This window comes from Lysinibacillus sp. GbtcB16, from assembly GCF_019091145.1.
Classification (GTDB): Bacteria; Bacillota; Bacilli; order Bacillales_A; family Planococcaceae; genus Lysinibacillus; species Lysinibacillus fusiformis.
The window spans coordinates 837,326-855,420 of the sequence record NZ_JAGXJV010000001.1; the positions used below are offsets into that span (position 1 = coordinate 837,326).

General features: G+C 39.4%; 20 protein-coding genes. All 20 read left to right on the top strand.

Annotated features, from left to right (window positions below):
* Position 1: 1 nt before the first annotated feature.
* The 20 genes from der (at position 2) to aroH (ending at position 18,077) form a co-directional block, all read left to right on the top strand.
* The gene (gene der, locus KVT27_RS04075) at positions 2-1,312 is read left to right on the top strand and encodes a ribosome biogenesis GTPase Der (RefSeq protein WP_036124566.1); all 1,311 of its coding nucleotides are present in this window, start codon (positions 2-4) and stop codon (positions 1,310-1,312) included.
* Between the two features lie 111 nt (positions 1,313-1,423).
* Positions 1,424-2,440, top strand: a complete 1,017-nt coding sequence (locus tag KVT27_RS04080; protein WP_036124568.1) for an NAD(P)H-dependent glycerol-3-phosphate dehydrogenase — start codon at positions 1,424-1,426, stop codon at positions 2,438-2,440.
* Between the two features lie 223 nt (positions 2,441-2,663).
* The gene (locus KVT27_RS04085) at positions 2,664-2,876 is read left to right on the top strand and encodes a DUF2768 domain-containing protein (RefSeq protein ID WP_008180416.1); all 213 of its coding nucleotides are present in this window, start codon (positions 2,664-2,666) and stop codon (positions 2,874-2,876) included.
* 22 nt (positions 2,877-2,898) lie between these two features.
* On the top strand, positions 2,899-3,681 hold the full coding sequence (locus tag KVT27_RS04090) for a hypothetical protein (RefSeq protein ID WP_036124570.1): 783 nt from the start codon (positions 2,899-2,901) through the stop codon (positions 3,679-3,681).
* 92 nt (positions 3,682-3,773) lie between these two features.
* A complete protein-coding gene (spoIVA, locus tag KVT27_RS04095) occupies positions 3,774-5,252 on the top strand; it encodes a stage IV sporulation protein A (RefSeq protein ID WP_036124572.1) in 1,479 nt (492 codons plus the stop codon).
* Positions 5,253-5,450: 198 nt separating this feature from the next.
* The gene (locus KVT27_RS04100) at positions 5,451-5,723 is read left to right on the top strand and encodes an HU family DNA-binding protein (protein WP_004232618.1); all 273 of its coding nucleotides are present in this window, start codon (positions 5,451-5,453) and stop codon (positions 5,721-5,723) included.
* Positions 5,724-5,943: 220 nt separating this feature from the next.
* Positions 5,944-6,513 (top strand): GTP cyclohydrolase I FolE, encoded by a 570-nt coding sequence (gene folE / locus KVT27_RS04105; protein WP_008180410.1) that lies wholly within the window; start codon positions 5,944-5,946, stop codon positions 6,511-6,513.
* Positions 6,514-6,575: 62 nt separating this feature from the next.
* Positions 6,576-6,794, top strand: coding sequence for a trp RNA-binding attenuation protein MtrB (gene mtrB, locus KVT27_RS04110; protein ID WP_008180408.1), 219 nt, complete (start codon positions 6,576-6,578; stop codon positions 6,792-6,794).
* 253 nt (positions 6,795-7,047) lie between these two features.
* Entirely contained in the window at positions 7,048-7,815 is a 768-nt protein-coding gene (locus tag KVT27_RS04115) for a heptaprenyl diphosphate synthase component 1 (RefSeq protein ID WP_036124575.1), read from the top strand.
* A 15-nt stretch (positions 7,816-7,830) separates the two neighbouring features.
* Complete coding sequence (locus KVT27_RS04120; protein WP_036124577.1) at positions 7,831-8,535, top strand: demethylmenaquinone methyltransferase; 705 nt, start codon at positions 7,831-7,833, stop codon at positions 8,533-8,535.
* A gap of 19 nt (positions 8,536-8,554) precedes the next feature.
* Complete coding sequence (hepT, locus tag KVT27_RS04125; protein WP_036124578.1) at positions 8,555-9,529, top strand: heptaprenyl diphosphate synthase component II; 975 nt, start codon at positions 8,555-8,557, stop codon at positions 9,527-9,529.
* Positions 9,530-9,615: 86 nt separating this feature from the next.
* Complete coding sequence (ndk, locus tag KVT27_RS04130) at positions 9,616-10,032, top strand: nucleoside-diphosphate kinase (protein WP_008180402.1); 417 nt, start codon at positions 9,616-9,618, stop codon at positions 10,030-10,032.
* A gap of 260 nt (positions 10,033-10,292) precedes the next feature.
* Positions 10,293-11,441, top strand: a complete 1,149-nt coding sequence (locus KVT27_RS04135) for a thiolase family protein (protein ID WP_036147655.1) — start codon at positions 10,293-10,295, stop codon at positions 11,439-11,441.
* Between the two features lie 15 nt (positions 11,442-11,456).
* Positions 11,457-12,224, top strand: coding sequence for a 3-hydroxyacyl-CoA dehydrogenase (locus KVT27_RS04140; RefSeq protein ID WP_150907910.1), 768 nt, complete (start codon positions 11,457-11,459; stop codon positions 12,222-12,224).
* A gap of 69 nt (positions 12,225-12,293) precedes the next feature.
* Complete coding sequence (locus KVT27_RS04145; protein WP_217580784.1) at positions 12,294-13,919, top strand: long-chain fatty acid--CoA ligase; 1,626 nt, start codon at positions 12,294-12,296, stop codon at positions 13,917-13,919.
* 125 nt (positions 13,920-14,044) lie between these two features.
* A complete protein-coding gene (locus tag KVT27_RS04150) occupies positions 14,045-14,275 on the top strand; it encodes a hypothetical protein (protein ID WP_008180398.1) in 231 nt (76 codons plus the stop codon).
* Between the two features lie 84 nt (positions 14,276-14,359).
* On the top strand, positions 14,360-15,133 hold the full coding sequence (locus tag KVT27_RS04155; RefSeq protein ID WP_036147658.1) for a CheR family methyltransferase: 774 nt from the start codon (positions 14,360-14,362) through the stop codon (positions 15,131-15,133).
* 302 nt (positions 15,134-15,435) lie between these two features.
* Positions 15,436-16,617, top strand: a complete 1,182-nt coding sequence (gene aroC, locus KVT27_RS04160) for a chorismate synthase (RefSeq protein WP_008180396.1) — start codon at positions 15,436-15,438, stop codon at positions 16,615-16,617.
* A 3-nt stretch (positions 16,618-16,620) separates the two neighbouring features.
* Entirely contained in the window at positions 16,621-17,712 is a 1,092-nt protein-coding gene (gene aroB, locus KVT27_RS04165; protein WP_036226913.1) for a 3-dehydroquinate synthase, read from the top strand.
* Complete coding sequence (gene aroH / locus KVT27_RS04170; RefSeq protein ID WP_217580786.1) at positions 17,709-18,077, top strand: chorismate mutase; 369 nt, start codon at positions 17,709-17,711, stop codon at positions 18,075-18,077. The genes aroB and aroH overlap by 4 nt, the downstream gene beginning before the upstream one ends.
* The last annotated feature ends 18 nt before the right edge of the window (positions 18,078-18,095 follow it).

Genomic DNA, 18,095 nt, shown 5'->3' on the forward strand with positions numbered 1-18,095 from the left:
GATGACGAAACCAGTAGTAGCCATCGTAGGTCGTCCGAACGTAGGTAAGTCGACGATTTTTAACCGTATCGTTGGAGAGCGTGTGTCTATTGTGGAAGATATCCCAGGCGTAACACGTGATCGTATTTATAGTTCGGCAGAGTGGTTAACACACGATTTTAATATTATTGATACAGGTGGGATTGAAATTGGGGACGAGCCGTTTTTAGAGCAAATTCGTCAACAAGCTGAAATCGCCATTGAAGAAGCAGACGTTATTATTTTTATGACAAATGGTCGTGAAGGGGTAACGGCAGCCGATGAGCAAGTAGCTAAAATTTTATACAAAACTAAGAAACCCGTTGTACTAGCAGTCAATAAAATCGATAATCCTGATATGCGTGAAATGATTTATGATTTTTATGCATTGGGCTTCGGTGAGCCTTGGCCAATTTCTGGCTCTCACGGCTTAGGTTTAGGGGATTTATTAGATGAATGTGCGAAACATTTCCCGAAAGAGGATGAAGAGCAGTACGGAGATGATGTAATTAAATTCTCATTAATCGGTCGTCCGAATGTGGGGAAATCATCTTTAGTGAATGCTTTCTTAGGTCAAGATCGAGTAATTGTTAGTGATATTGCGGGTACGACACGCGATGCAATTGACACACCTTATGCGTATGAAGATCAGGAATATGTCATTATTGATACTGCCGGTATGCGTAAAAAAGGGAAAATTTATGAGACGACCGAAAAATATTCTGTTTTGCGTGCGTTACGTGCGATTGAACGTTCAGACGTTGTGTTAGTGGTACTGAATGCGGAAGAAGGTATTCAGGAGCAAGATAAGAAAATTGCTGGGTATGCACATGAAGCCGGAAAAGCAGTTGTGATTGTTGTCAATAAATGGGATGCTATCGAGAAAGACGAAAAAACGATGAATGTATTCACGCAGCAAATTCGTGAGCATTTCCTATTTTTAGACTATGCACCGATAATTTTCGTTTCGGCTAATACGAAACAGCGTGTTCATCAGATTTTACCGATTATCCAACGTGTTAGTGAGAATCATGCGATGCGTATTCAATCTTCTATTTTAAATGAAGTCATAGAAGATTCTGTAGCACGTAATCCTGCACCAACCGATAAAGGTCGCCGTTTACGTATTTACTACGCTACACAGGTTGCAATTAAGCCACCAACGTTTGTGGTATTTGTTAATGAACCTGAGCTTATGCACTTCTCTTATGAACGTTTCTTAGAAAATCGTATTCGTGAAACATTCGACTTTGAAGGAACGCCGATTCGTTTAATTACACGTGCTCGTGCTTAAAGTTATCGTCATACACATACAATACGCCAACCCGACACAATTGTTGGGTGGCGTCTTTTTACAAGAAAATAAAGTAGTGTAGACAACCCACAATAAGGGAGGATTTTTTTTATGGAAAAAGTTTGTGTGTTAGGGGCAGGCTCTTGGGGGTCTGCGCTGGCAATGGTACTGGCAGAAAATGGCCATGATACGCTTGTATGGACACATCGAGCTGAACAGGCAGAAGAAATCAACCGTATGCATACCAATAAAAAATATTTACCTGAAACGGTATTGCCAACAAATTTACATGCTACGAGTGATATTGCAAAAGCAGCAACACATGCTGAAACAATCGTTGTCGCTGTGCCGACAAAAGCAATTCGTGAGGTTTGTGAAAAATTGACGGCTGAATTAACTAAAAAAGTTTTATTTGTACATGTTTCAAAAGGAATTGAGCCTGACTCTTTAAAACGAATTTCTGAAATATTAGCAGAGAGTTTACCTGCTGAAAAAGTGGATGAAATTGTAGTGCTTTCAGGTCCTAGTCATGCTGAGGAAGTAGTTCTTCATCATCCTACAACCGTTACAGCTGCATGTGCGGACATAGATGCTGCTGAAAAAGTACAGGATTTATTTATGAATCAATTTTTCCGTGTTTATACAAATGACGATGTGATTGGTGTAGAAATTGGTGGGGCACTGAAAAATGTTATCGCTTTAGCTGCAGGCATTACCGATGGCTTGAATTACGGGGATAACGCGAAAGCCGCATTAATTACGCGAGGACTTGCGGAGATTACTCGTTTAGGTGTAAAAATGGGTGGTAATCCATTTACGTTCTCAGGGCTTACAGGCATGGGTGATTTGATTGTAACGTGTACAAGCGTTCACTCAAGAAACTGGCGAGCAGGTAATATGTTAGGGCAGGGCATGAAGTTACAAGAGGTTCTCGATCAAATGGGGATGGTTGTAGAGGGTGTACGTACGACAAAGGCTGCCTATCAATTAGCAGAAAAGTATGGTGTGGCAATGCCCATTTCCACAGAGCTTTATAGTGTACTCTTTAATGAGGTAGAGCCGAAAGTGGCAGTAGACGCACTTATGATGCGCATGAAGAAACGTGAAATTGACGAGATGAAGCATTAATATTATTTTTATGATTAAATTTGTCATGAAACGGACATAAATAAGGTGTCTCGGTGAATCTACTGAGACACCTTATTATGTGCTAGTAATTGAATAGTTAAAGCATTTTAAAAGGTTGTCCATTTCTTGATAGTTATGGGACAACTATTTCTTTTTAACAAAGGCACATAGTATAATATACTTTGATTGTGTCTTGACATAGAAAGAAAGGTGGTTATTTGTAATGGGCCCGTTAGCTCATATGCCTGCTTTGGATGTAATGTGGGTATCGTTTTATTGTATAGGCTTTATGATAATATCAGTCGGCTTAATTTATTTAGCTCGTAACAAGATTTCGAATGTATTTTTACGAACAATCGTAAATTTATGTGCATACATACTGTTTGGACTTGGCACATTTTTAATGGTACTTATAGTTGCCACATGGCCAGCATAATAAATAACGAGGTGTTAGTAACATGAAAAAACTAGGTACTTTTCTGGTGGTAATTGCAACCGCCATATTGTTAGTCGGGTGTGCGTACCCAGAAGACGAGAAAAGGGCGAAGGTTACGCCTGATGTGGACCAACTAGCAGCTGTACAGCGTGCTGTTAATGAATACCGTGAAGCAACTGGTGGGCTAGTACCCATTAAAAATAGCGAATTAGATACAGATTTATATATCAAGTATTTAATTGATTTTGAAAAGCTTATGCCGAAGTATTTGTCGACGATCCCTGGAAATGCCTATGAAAAAGGCGGTATATATCAGTATATTATTTGGGATCCTGAGCATGAAGCGACCGTTAAACTAGTAGATTTAAATGCTGCAGAGCGCATTCGCGAAATAGGAATTCGGAAACTATCTACACAATATTTACCAATAACAGGTTCATCATCTGATAATGTGTACCAAATTAATTATAAGGATTTGGGCTATAAAACAGAGGTTACTGTGAAAAGTCCCTATTCGGGCGTCGAATTACCGCTCTTTATGACTGGTGACGGTGAATTGCATGTAGATTATTCCATTGATTTAGGACAACTTCTAAAAGAAGACAAGCCGGATGTCAAGCCTGGCGATGATATTCGCCAATTACTTGTCGATAAATTTCCTGTAGTACCTGCCTACTCTGTTCCGTATACAGTGGACGAGAAGGGTGAGCCAGTTTATGATATGGACACGTATAAGGCAGATGTTAAGAAGGCTCAAGAACGACAAAAACAAGAGGCAGAAGCCGCTAAGAAAAAAGAAGAATAATCAACAAGCTCCTTACATTTGTGAGGGGCTTTTTCATATTTGTCTACAGGCTCGCATATAGTGAAAAAGCGTAGATAAAGGAGGCAGAAACCTTGAGTGAAGCAGTATTTAGAGAAATTGCAGAGCGAACAAATGGCGATGTTTATATTGGTGTTGTCGGTCCAGTACGTGTAGGTAAATCAACATTTGTAAAAAAGGTAATGGAATCCGTCGTGTTACCAAACATTGTGGATGAAACAGAAAGAATGCGAGCACAGGATGAGTTGCCACAAAGTTCTCCGGGGCCAGTCATTATGACTGCTGAGCCGAAGTTTGTGCCTGCCCAAGCAACCCGTATTGTGGTCGGTGACGATGAAATGCCATTTCAAATTCGATTAGCAGATTGTGTGGGTTACATTATCGAAGGAACAAAAGGCTATGAAGATGAAAATGGTCCGAAATTTGTTCATACTCCTTGGCATACAGAGCCTATTCCGTTCCAGGAAGCAGCGAAAATAGGTACGGATAAAGTAATTCGCGATCATGCGAATATTGGAATTGTAGTAACAACTGATGGAACGGTTAACGGTATTAGTCGTCGAGCTGCTGAGAGGGCAGAAGAAGAGATTGTTGAGCAACTAAAGGAAATTGGCAAGCCTTTTGTCATTCTACTTAATTGCCAAATGCCAGCTAGAGAAGAAACTGTTCAACTGCGCAATGAGTTGTTTGAACGTTATAATGTTCCCGTTATCGCCATTTCAATTGATCAAATGAGAGAAACTGATATTCAGTATATTTTACAAGAGGCGTTATTTGAATTCCCAATCCGTACGATAGAGGTGGAGAAGCCAGATTGGTTAGATGTGCTAGATGCCTCACATCCATTAAATGTTGCATTGATTGATTCGATGGAAGAAGTACTTTCTTCTGTTATGAAAATTAGAGATGTGCAACAAGCATCCGATGCTTTTAAAGCTATTGATTTTATTGATCAAAGTGAAGTAGTCCATGTAGATGCCGGTATTGGTACAGCTGTAATTCGTGTGTCCTTACAGGGTGAACTATATAAATCGGTTTGTAATGAGTGGTTAGAAGAACCGATTGAAACGAAAAAAGATTGGCTATTATTTATTAAAGAAGCAGCAGAGGCAAAAGAAGCTCAAAAACGCTTTAAAAGTGCCATTCATGATGCGGATACGACAGGCTATGGTGTTACATTACCTATGATGCAGGAATTTGAGCCGACAGCCCCAGAATTAATTAAGCAAAATAATTTCTTTGGTGTACGAATGAAAGCGAAGGCGCCATCTTATCACATTATTCGTGTCGATATGGATTCAGAATTTGCCCCGTTAATCGGCTCTGAGTTCCATAGTCAGCAACTTTTAAAAGATTTGAACCATGCTTATTTACATGACCGTGATGCTCTATGGAATACACAACTTTTTGGCACACCATTACATGAAGTATTAAAAGAAGGTATTCGATATAAAATGGATGCAGTTCCAAATACAGCCAAAAAACGGATGCGTCAAACGATCGAACGTATGGTAAACGAAGGTGATCGAGGGTTAGTCACATTTATTTTATAGTGATAAAAAATAAAAATAAGTGTAAAAAATAGGAAAAGGGCTTTTCGTTTTTATGCGAAAAGTCCTTTTTTTTGATTTTTTGGGTGAAAAACTGATTTTTTGGTTATAATCATGAATGAATACAGTTGCGTAGCGGTTTTCTATGTGTTACTCTTTTTACAGAATTGGTTCATGACCCTTTGAGAGGAGGTGAATGGTGTGAATAAAACAGAATTAGTAAACTCTGTTGCTGAAGCTGCAGGTCTTTCTAAAAAAGACGCTTCTAAAGCAGTTGAAGCTGTATTTGATACAATTCAAGATGCTCTTGCAAAGGGTGACAAAGTACAATTAATTGGTTTTGGTAACTTCGAAGTACGTGAACGTGCGGCTCGTAAAGGTCGTAACCCACAAACTGGTAAAGAAATCGAAATCGCTGCTAGCAAGGTGCCTGCTTTCAAACCAGGTAAAGCGCTTAAAGACGCGGTAAAATAATACACGTCTAGTAGTTACATAGAGCAGTCTTCATGTGAACAACATGGAGACTGCTCTTTTTAACTTCAAGTTGACTATACATAATGATAATAAAAGCTAGATTTGCTAACTTGCAGCAATTTTTTTGTGAAACAAGTAAGTCATTTTGCGCTTACCTTTTGGATGTGCTACGATGCATAGGGAAATGTGTAATGTTTTGATACGCAGGAGGTTTTTTCGAATGTCGAATATAGATTTATTGAAAATAGAAGAGGCAGTAAAAATGATTTTAGAGGCGGTAGGTGAAGACGTAAATCGAGAAGGTTTATTAGATACACCAAAACGTGTCGCAAAAATGTATGCTGAGATGTTTAGTGGCTTACATGAAGATGCCAAAGACTATTTTAGAACAGTGTTCCACGAGGATCATGAAGAATTGGTCCTTGTTAAAGATATTCCTTTTTATTCGATGTGTGAGCATCATCTAGTTCCGTTCTATGGAAAAGCACATGTCGCTTACATACCAAATGACGGCATTGTTGCAGGACTAAGCAAATTAGGGCGTGCAGTAGAAACAATTGCTCGTCGACCACAGTTGCAAGAACGTATTACATCTTCAGTCGCTGATACCATTATGGAAATGTTGGCACCAAAAGGAGTGTATGTGGTGATTGAGGCTGAGCATATGTGTATGACTATGCGAGGGCTGAAAAAACCAGGCTCTAAGACAGTAACATCTGTAGCACGTGGTGTTTATGAGCAAGATGAAGTGAAGCGTAGAGAAGTTCTATCATTTATTCAAATGTCTTAAATTGCTTGTCTAATTATGTTATGATGAACTAAGAATTTGTCGGATTTAAGGAGTGTACAAGAATGTCACAAGATTATATTGTTATTCAAGCTGAAGAAGATGGTGTACATGTCATTGGTTTAACGCGTGGAACAGATACAAAGTTCCATCATTCTGAAAAATTAGATGCCGGCGAAGTTATGATTGCTCAATTTACAGAACACACTTCTGCGATGAAGATTCGAGGGAAAGCACAGATTCATACAGCACATGGTGTGATTCATAGCGAAGCAAAAAAATAATAAATAGACAAGATATGGTTTCATAATAGTTTTTATCCTGTGCCATTTAGGCACATATAAAAGAGTTAGATGTGAAAAACTAATTATATGGGCAGTAGCATTCCCTTTTCATGGAAAAGCTCTACTGCCTATCCTCTTGAAGAAAGCAAAATTTTTTTATTCCGCATCGTTGCGTATGCTATAATGACTCAGTAAGCAAACGTTAAGCCTTCAATAGGATTAACGTATTTGAAAGTGAAATGGAGTAAGGTCTATGAATGCAACATACATTCAAAATTCAATTGCCCAGTTAAAAACAGAGATTTTCATGGATGTTCGTCATAGAACTTTGCAAAAATACACAGGAATGCCTGTGTTAGATGAAAATCAATTGTTTTATTTGTTAGTCCCGTTTTTGAATGGTGAAGAGTGGCAACAAGAGCAACAAGAGGCTGCCATTACTGTTGGCATTGTGTATGCGGCATTGGCGGCACACGATCACATAAAAGAATTAGATGCTACTTCTAAAGAACAGCAGCTTACAGTATTAGCTGGGGATTTTTATAGTGGTCGTTATTACGAAATATTAGCGATGTCTGGAAATGTCGCATTGATACGAAATTTGTCACAAGGAATTGTGACACGATGTGAAAACCAGATAAAGGTGTATGAGACCGAACAAAGAACAATCGAGCAATGGTATGCTTCGATGTGCAATATTGAATCAGGATTAATTGCTCAGTTTTTCGAGCTTTATTCCTTTAGTGAATATATACCGTTGATGGAAAAAAGTTTATTGATCTTACGTTTAGAAAAAGAAATGGCAGCCTATCAACGTGGACAAACGTCCTTAATAGGTAAGGCACTTGAAGAAAGTGTTCAACGTCATGGTACTACTTTTAATAGCGTCATCAAGGAAAAAATAGTGCATTTAAAAATAGAGCTGTCGAAGATGGTGGAGAGTGCATCATTTTTACAAAGTGATGTGAAACGAGCTTTACATGCACATGTAGAGGCTTCTATTGCTTCTACTAACGGATAAGAGAGGTTTTTCAAAATGGCTAAAACGAAAGCAGAGCACGTTCACGAAGTATTTGAGAGTATCTCGGATAATTATGACAAAATGAACGGTGTTATTAGTTTCCAAATGCATATTGGTTGGCGTAACGATACGATGAAACACATGGCTGTCAAACCTGGGTCAAAGGCATTGGATGTTTGCTGTGGTACGGCAGATTGGACGATCGCATTGGCTGAGGCAGTTGGAGAAAGTGGAGAAGTAAAAGGACTCGACTTTAGTCAAAACATGCTTAAAGTTGGCGAAAAAAAAGTACAATCATACCCACAAATTGAACTGATTCATGGAAATGCTATGGAATTACCTTTCCCAGATGATACGTTTGATTATGTGACAATTGGCTTTGGTCTACGCAATGTACCAGATTATTTGCAAGTCTTAAAGGAAATGCACCGTGTCGTAAAACCAGGTGGAATGGTTGTTTGTTTAGAAACATCTCAATCTGAAATTCCTGGTTACCGTCAATTATTCCGTTTTTATTTTAAATTTATAATGCCGATATTTGGTAAAATATTTGCGAAAAGTTACAAGGAGTATTCTTGGCTTCAGGAATCTGCGAATGATTTCCCAGGTATGAAAAAGTTAGCGGCATTGTTTGAGCAGGCAGGATTAGAAAAAGTATCGTACAAAGCATACAGTGGCGGGGCTGCGGCAATGCATATAGGCTTTAAAAAGATACGTTAATGGGGGAAGGTTTTCACACGTGGAAAAGATGAAGTTAAAACTACTCTATTCCGATTTGAAATCAGATATCGATATCATTGAACGAGAGTTAGAAAATGCGGTGGACTCATCTTCATATTTGATCAACGATGCTTCTCTCCATTTATTACAAGCTGGTGGCAAACGTATACGACCAATTTTTGTATTACTAGGTGCAAAATTTGGTGAATATGACATTGAGAAGATGAAGGATGTTGCAGTCCCATTAGAGCTCATTCATATGGCATCACTTGTCCATGATGATGTTATTGATGATTCCAATATGCGAAGAGGACGCCCAACTGTCAAAGCGCAATGGAATAACCGAGTAGCAATGTACACGGGCGATTTTATTTTTGCACGTGCTCTCGAATATATTACAAAAATAGAAGACCCACTAGTTCATCAAATTTTAGCACGTACCATGGTTGAGATTTGTAACGGTGAAGTTATTCAAATTGAAGATAAATTTAGACTTGATCAAGGTTTAAAGGATTATTTTAGAAGAATCAAACGTAAAACAGCTCTACTTATTTCCTCTAGTTGTGAATTAGGGGCTGTTGCGGCAGGCGTTGATGCTAAAACTGTACGTCATTTAAAACGCTTCGGCTACTTTGTGGGCATGAGCTTCCAAATTATCGACGATGTGTTAGATATTATGGCAACAGATAAGGAGCTAGGAAAGCCGGCAGGTAGTGATTTATTACAAGGCAATATTACCTTACCGATTCTCTTGTTAAAGGATGATCCGGAGATGCAACCATTCTTGGTAAAAGTATTTGCCGGTACATTAACAGAAGCCGAACGTCAAAATATGTTGCAGTATGTGCGTAAATCTCATGCAATTGAGCAAGCTAATCGTATGAGTGATAAATATTTGAAAAAGGCTTTACAAGAAATAGATGCTTTGCCAAAACATCCAGTAAAGAAAAAGCTACGTGATGTCGCATTGTTCATGGGTAAGCGCAAATTCTAGCTTTTTGTTGTACAAAGCCTCATTTTTTGTTAATATTTATCGGTAGGTGTAAAACCTGTTAGAAGAATTTAAGGAGTGTTTTAAACATGGCAATTGAACAAACTTTTTTAATGGTTAAGCCAGATGGCGTTGAGCGTCAAGTAGTTGGAGACATCGTTGATCGTTTCGAGCGTCGCGGTTTTGTAATGAAAGGTGCTAAATTAATGGTAATTTCAAAAGATTTAGCAGAAAAACACTATGCTGAACATGCTGAGCGTCCATTCTTTGGTGAACTAGTTGATTTCATCACTTCTGGTCCTGTATTCGCTATGGTATGGGAAGGCGAAAACGTAATTAAGCTTGCACGTACAATGATGGGTGCAACAAAACCTGAGGAATCTAACCCAGGTACAATCCGTGGTGACTACGCAACAACTGTTTCTCACAACATCATCCACGGTTCTGACTCTCTTGCTTCTGCAGAGCGCGAAATCGCTTTATTCTTCGGTGAAGATTTAGTTTAATTTGCGAATAGATTAGGCAATCTCAATACAATTGAGGTTGCTTTTTTTTTCGCTTAAAATGGAGATGGCTAGTAGGTTAGTGGTTATTTAGATGGGCCAGTCAACTTAGTGAATCATCTAATTCTATAACCATATAGAATTGTTAAAAACTTCTTGTTCATGTACAATAAATGCTATAATATTCTGATAATTAAGTGAGGAATATATTAATAGTCTTGTCAATAAACTGTGAAGGATGACGAGGAAAAGGGGCAATGGAGATGAGAGAAGTGGTGATTGTTGCGGCTGTGCGAACGGCTGTGGGGCGAAGTAAGGGAGTATTAAGTCATGTTCGAGCGGATGATATGGCAGCCGATGTGTTGCAGGAGGCTGTACAACGGGCAGGCATAAATAAGGAACAAGTGGATGATGTTATTTTAGGCTGTGTGACGCAAACTGCAGAGCAGGGAGGAAATATTGCGCGGACAGCCCTGTTAATGGCTGGATTTCCTGATAGTGTGCCAGGTGTGACCATTGATCGTCAATGTGGTTCAAGTCAGCAAGCCGTGCATTTCGCTGCACAAGCTATATTAGCGGGGGATATGGATATCGTAATTGCTGGTGGTGTGGAAAGTATGTCTAGGGTGCCTATGGGAACTAACATGAAAAATGCTCATTTAGGTAATCGCTTACAGGGAAATTATAATATTATACATCAGGGACTATCAGCGGAGAAAATAGCCGAAAAATGGTCCTTATCAAAAGAGCAGCTTAATAGTTATGCCTATGAGAGTCATCAACGAGCACTAGCTGCCATTGAAGCAGGGTCTTTCAAAGACGAAATTCTACCTATTGAAGTCATTCAAGAAGATGGCACTGTCGCAACAGTTGTTAAGGATGAGGGACCTCGTGCTGAAACTACAGTTGACATTTTAAATGGTTTAAAAACTGTTTTTCAAGAGAATGGTGTCATTACGGCTGGTAATGCTAGTCAGATGAGTGATGGGGCATCAGCAGTAGTGGTGATGGCATTGGATAAGGCACAGGAACTTGGTATTCAGCCACTCGCTAAAATTACCACAAGAGTTGTTGTAGGTTCTGACCCGACATTGATGTTAACGGGACCAATCGAAGCAACTCGAAAGGCGTTAGAACGATCGGGCTTGAACATAGAGGATATTGATACGTATGAGGTCAATGAAGCCTTTGCACCTGTGCCACTTGTGTGGTTGCAGGAAATTGGTGGGGACCCAAAGAAGCTCAATCCAGATGGCGGAGCAATTGCACTAGGACATCCATTAGGTGCTACCGGAACAAAATTGTTAACGACTTTGCTCTATCGCATGGAACGAGAAAATTACCGGTACGGCTTACTAGCTATTTGTGAAGGTATGGGGATGGCTAATGCTACGATCATTGAAAAAATGTAAAGGGGGGTATGTGCAATGAGGAAGCATGCAGTAGTTGCAGTTGTAACAGGTGGGGCATCCGGTTTAGGAGAGGCAACTGTTCGTCACATCGTCGAACAAGGTGGCAAATCCATCATCTTTGATGTGAATGATGAACGTGGACAAGCTCTAGTAGAGGAATTAGGGGAAAATGCAATCTATGTACGAGTAGATGTTACGAAGGAGGAAGATGTAGCAACAGGTCTTGAGCAAGCCATAGCAGCATTTGGCCCTATAAATGTAGCGGTGAACTGTGCAGGAATTGCCGATGCGAGCAAAGTAATTTCTAAGCGTGGAATTCATGCACTTAGTTTATTTGAAAAAATAATTACGGTTAATTTAATCGGTACATTCAATGTCATTCGTCTAGTAGCTGAGAAAATGCAGCGTAATGAGCCGAACGAGGATGGACAGCGCGGCGTTATTATTAATACGGCATCCATAGCAGCATTTGACGGACAAATTGGACAGGCTGCCTATAGTGCGTCAAAGGGTGGCGTAGCAGCCATGACCTTACCAATTGCACGCGAGCTTGCTGAGTATGGTGTGCGTGTGATGACTATTGCACCTGGTTTAGTTGAAACACCTATGTTTGCATCTTTACCAGAGCCTGCAAGGACAGCTCTTGCACAAATGACGCCATTCCCTAAACGACTTGGTAAGCCATCCGAATATGCACTTCTGGTAGAAAGCATTATCCAAAATGGTTTGTTAAATGGTGAGGTCATTCGTTTGGATGGAGCCATTCGGATGCAGCCTAAGTAAATCTTTTTAATTGTAGCAGCAGTCAGCCTCAGTTGTTTCAAAAATTTGTCAGCGAAGGGGACCGGTAACATGCATATGATGGATACGCCTTTAATATTAACAAGTTTTTTGAATCGAGCAGAACGATTTTTTCAGTCAAAGAAAATATATTCGCGAACAAGCGCTACAACTATTCATGAATTTACGTATAAAGAGTATGTCAAACGAACTCGTCAATTAGCGGATGCTCTTACAGAATTAGGTATGCAGCAGGGCACGAAGGTTGGGACATTTGCTTGGAATCATCATCGTCATTTGGAAGCCTATTTTGCTGTACCATGTGCAGGAGCAGTTCTGCATATGATCAATATTCGACTGGCACCAGAGCATATTGTCTATGTTATTAATCATGCGGAGGATGAAATATTATTAATTGACGACAATTTAGTACCCCTTATCGCACCATTTGTTTCACAGTTAAAAACGGTTAAACACATTATTATTATGGGGGATGCTGTGGCACTAGAATCTATCCCCATTCCAAATGCTTTATCCTATGAAGCACTAATTGCAGATGCCAATGAGAATTTCACATTTCCAGAAGATTTAGATGAAAATACACCTGCTGGCATGTGTTATACGAGTGCAACGACTGGTATGCCGAAGGGCGTAGTTTATACACATCGCAGTATTGTCCTTCACAGTTTAACCGCTGGGCTTGCAGATAGTATTGCCATTTGTGAGTCGGATGTTGTACTACCTGTTGTACCAATGTTTCATGCCAATGCGTGGGGCTTCCCCTTTGCTAGTATAGCCTTTGGTGCCACTCAGGTATTACCAGGGCCTATGTTTACGCCTCAGCTTTTACTTGAGCTTTTTGACGTGTACAAAGTAACCTTGACGGCAGGCGTACCTACCATTTGGCTCGGTGTTTTACAGGAGCAACGTCTACACCCTCGTGACCTATCGTCAATGCGATTAATTGTTTGTGGCGGATCTGCCTCACCAATTGGTCTTGTAAGGGGCTTCGAGGAGGAGCTGAAGATTCCTTATATGACTGGGTATGGGATGACGGAGACCTCTCCACTTGTAAGCTTATCAACGTATTTAACCCATATGCAGGACTACACGGCTGATGAAAAAATGCATGTTCGCATTACCCAAGGGATGACCATGCCCCTTCTTGAAACTCGTGTTGTTAATGAAAATGGCGAGGTCCCATGGGATGGCGAAACAATGGGAGAGCTAACGATACGAGGTCCATGGATCGCAAATGAGTACTATCAAGATGAGCGTACAGATGAAGCCTTTAAGGATGGTTGGCTTTATACAGGGGATATTGCGGTAATGACGCCGGATGGCTATATAAAAATTACCGATCGTACAAAAGATTTAATTAAGAGCGGTGGTGAATGGATTTCGTCAGTTGAGTTAGAAAATGCCTTAATGTCTCATCCAAAAGTCTTTGAAGCAGCTGTGATTGCTATCCCACATGAAAAATGGCTGGAACGTCCCTTAGCATGTGTAGTACCAAAGCCAGAATATAAGGATTCCATTTCTAAAGAGGAGCTCATCGAAAATTTACAAGCGCAATTCCATAAAACATGGATTCCATATGATATTGTTTTCATTCAGGAAGTACCAAAAACATCTGTAGGTAAATTTTTGAAGGCGAAATTACGAGAAGATTTAAAAGACTACCGTGTACAAGTTTAGTCAATTAGCTAGAATGAAGGTAGTGAAAAGCTACCTTCTTTTTTTAATTGAAATAAATTCCTGAAAAGTGAAACTATTTTTTCCATTTTGCCGTATAATTTGAATAACGAAAGGAAGTGGACGTATTGTCAATTGCCATTGTAGCGATTATTGGTGGGGTTATTATTTCTTTAGCTGGGATTTTTACAGATTCTCGAACGAGACAGCAAAAAATTAAATTAAAGGCTATCGAAAAAGAAGTGGAATTAGAAAAACTTCGATTAGAAACCTATACGATTGAAACGGAAAAAATGCGCCTTGAATTAGAACAGTCGAAGGTGCTACTATTAGAGGAAAAACAAAACTCAAGCAAGTAGATGGGTATACATGAGAAAGACTATTTCAGGATTGTCTCTTTTCCGCTATAATGGAACTACGACGCTAGAGGGGAAGATGACCATATGTCTGATTATGAACAGTTTATAGAAGGTATCAAGCGCAAAACAGGAATAGATTTAGCGTTATATAAAGAAGCGCAAATGAAAAGACGATTAACCTCACTTTATGAAAAAAAAGGTTATCGAAATTTTGTTGACTTTCTAAAGGCACTTGAACAAGATCGTGATTTAATGAATGAGTTTTTAGATCGTATGACGATTAATGTTTCTGAATTTTATCGTAATGGAAAACGTTGGGACGTATTGCAAAAGAAAATATTACCGAAGCTATTACAAACAAATAAGCGTTTGAAAATTTGGAGTGCTGCTTGTTCAACAGGAGAAGAGCCGTATTCATTAGTAATGGTCTTATCTCAATTAGTGCCTTTATCTCAAATTCAAATTATTGCGACTGATTTAGATGAAAATGTCATTCAAAAAGCGAAATTAGGTGTCTATCCAGAACGCTCATTAGCAGAAGTGCCAAATGATATTAAAGCTAAATATTTTGAACAAGAGGGCTCCTACTACCGAGTGAAGGATGAGATTAAGCGTTGTGTGACCTTTAAAAAACAAAATTTGCTAAATGATACCTATGATAGCAATTATGATTTAATAGTTTGCCGCAATGTAATGATCTATTTCACGGAAGAAGCCAAAGATCAAATTTATAACGATTTTAGTAAAGCCTTACGCAAGGATGGCATACTATTTGTAGGATCGACAGAGCAAATTTTTAATCCATCTCGTTACGAATTTGAAGTAGAGGATACATTCTTCTATCGAAAAAACAGTTAATAATATGAATGAAAAGCTTTGTACAAATGACTGGTTTCATCATGTACATATAGTAACTAAAGCATTAACATAGATAATTCGTACGCTTTTCGCTTATCCTAAGCAAAGGCGTATTTTTTATAAATTTTAGCACTTCACTTCAGTAGTGTAGTAAGGTTTTATGCAAGTCGTTCAGAATATTCGCATTTAGGTTATGTAAATAGAATGAACTTAAAAGACATTTGCAAAAGGACTGTTTTTTTAAAGAATATATGTTATAGTGAAAAATACATACTTTAGCGAGTTGAAGGGAGAAAGCGTTTATGCGTTACTTAACAGCGGGTGAGTCACACGGCCCCCAACTAACAACTATTATTGAAGGTTTACCGTCACTCTTACCCATTACAGCAGAAAAAATTAATCACGATTTAAAACGACGTCAAGGAGGTCATGGACGTGGACGACGCATGCAAATCGAAACAGATACAGTAGAAATTGTCGCTGGCGTTCGTCATGGACAAACACTTGGATCACCTGTCGCACTAGTTGTAACCAATGATGATTGGAAGCATTGGACAAAAATTATGGGTGCTGAGCCATTAGCAGAAGATGTGAATCCTGAGGATATCAAACGTCAAATTTCACGACCTCGTCCAGGTCATGCGGATTTAGTTGGTGGCATGAAATACGGACACCGTGATTTACGAAATGTATTAGAGCGTTCTTCAGCTCGTGAAACAACTGTACGTGTAGCGGTTGGCTCAGTGGCGAAGGCTTTATTAAATGAATTAGGTATTTCCATTGTCGCACATGTTACGGAGATTGTTGGAATTAAGGCTGATACATCCTTAGTGGAAGGGAAAACAGTCGATGAAATTCGTGCCATCGTAGAAGCGGATCCTTGCTATTGTGTAGATCCTGTCGCCTCTGCCAAGATGGTAGAAGCGATTGATGAAGCAAAAAAAGCTGGCGATTCTATCGGCGGTGTTGTGGAAGTCATTGTGGAAGGTATGCCAGCAGGTGTAGGGTCTTATGTACACTATGATCGTAAGCTCGATGCTAAGTTGGCTGCGGCAATGCTATCTATCAATGCATTTAAAGGTGTTGAGTTTGGACTTGGTTTCGAGATGGCACGTCGTAAAGGCTCAGAAGTTCATGATGAAATTATTTGGACTGAAGAAGAAGGCTATACACGTGCGACTAATCGACTTGGTGGCTTAGAGGGTGGCATGTCTACTGGTATGCCAATTGTTGTACGCGGTGTAATGAAGCCAATTCCTACATTATATAAACCATTACAAAGTGTGGATATCGAAACAAAAGAACCATTTAAAGCGAGTGTTGAGCGTTCTGACAGCTGTGCGGTACCAGCAGCATCAGTAGTAGCTGAGCATGTTATTGCCTGGGAAATAGCGAATGTTATTTTGGAGCAATTCCATAGTGATCAATTACCACAACTAAAAGCTCAAATTGATGAACATCGTCAATATACGAAGGGGTTCTGATTTATGCGTGTTCCAGTTGCAACAAAATCACATCATTATGAGGTTGTACTTGGCCATCGATTTCTAACTAAAGCTATTCAAACATTTGCGGTTCAGCTAAAAAAAGCAGATAAACTGTTTGTCTTTACAGATGCTCATGTATGGGAGGCACAGGGAGCCTATTTCAAGGCAAATTTCCCATATGATTTTGAAGTGTTTATTTTGCCTGGTGGCGAAGCATGCAAAACCTTTGAGCAATATAATGCAGCTCAAACTTTTTTACTAGAGCAAAAATGCTCGCGGAAATCATTTATTTTTGCTTTTGGTGGCGGGGCTGTTGGAGATTTAACGGGGTTTGTTGCAGCAACCTATATGCGTGGAGTTCCATTTATTCAAATTCCAACAACTATTTTGGCGCATGATTCAGCAGTAGGTGGGAAGACCGCTATTAACCATCCATTAGGAAAGAATATGATTGGCGCATTTTATCAGCCAGAAGGTGTTATTTACGATACAGTTTTCTCTGAAACTCTACCTGTACGCGAAATCCGCTCAGGAACAGCTGAGTTAATCAAACATGCGATGATTTCTGATCCAGCATGGTTAGAGGAATTAATGGCAGCAGATTCCGTTATCCATTTTAATCAGCAGGAATTAGCGAGCCAGTTAAAAAAAGGGATTGAGGTTAAAGCAAAAATTGTAGCCGAGGATGAAACAGAGCAATCTGTTCGAAAGTTTTTAAACTTGGGCCATACATATGGACATGCGATTGAAGCGGCTGCAGGCTACGGCAAAGTAGCTCATGGTGAGGCCGTCATGATTGGCCTTGTGTATTGCTTATTATTGAGTGAACGATATGGGGAGCTAGACCGTTCGTTTACCAAAGCGTTTTTACAATTTGCAGTTAAAAATGGCTATCCTTTTGAGGCTGTTAATGATTATACATTTGAACAATTAACAAGCTATTTAATGAAAGATAAAAAAACGGAGTATGGTATTCTACAATTTGTTTTATTGGAAAAAATAGGTAAACCATTTGTGCGGGCAATTGATTTAGAAGAATGCCAAGAAGTAGATGCCGAATATAGACAGTTATTAGCGGAGGTGCTTGTATGATTCGTGGACTTAGAGGGGCAATTACAATTGAATCTGACAAGTCAGAGCTTGTATGGGATGAGACAGCAAGATTAGTGCGTGAGGTTGTGGCAGCAAATAATGTAGAAATAGATGACATTGCTTCCATTTTGATTTCTACTACGCCGGATATTACCTCAGCATTTCCTGCTCGTGCAGTACGCTTAATGGAAGGATGGCAATATGTTCCAGTAATGTGTACGCATGAAATGGATGTGCCGAATGCACTACCATTATGTATTCGAGTATTAATTCATGCAAATGTAGAGGTAGCACAAAAAGATGTGAAGCACTTGTATCTCAATGATGCAGTGAAATTAAGACCAGATTTAGCACAAGCTAAATAAGTAGAGGAGATGTTTTAG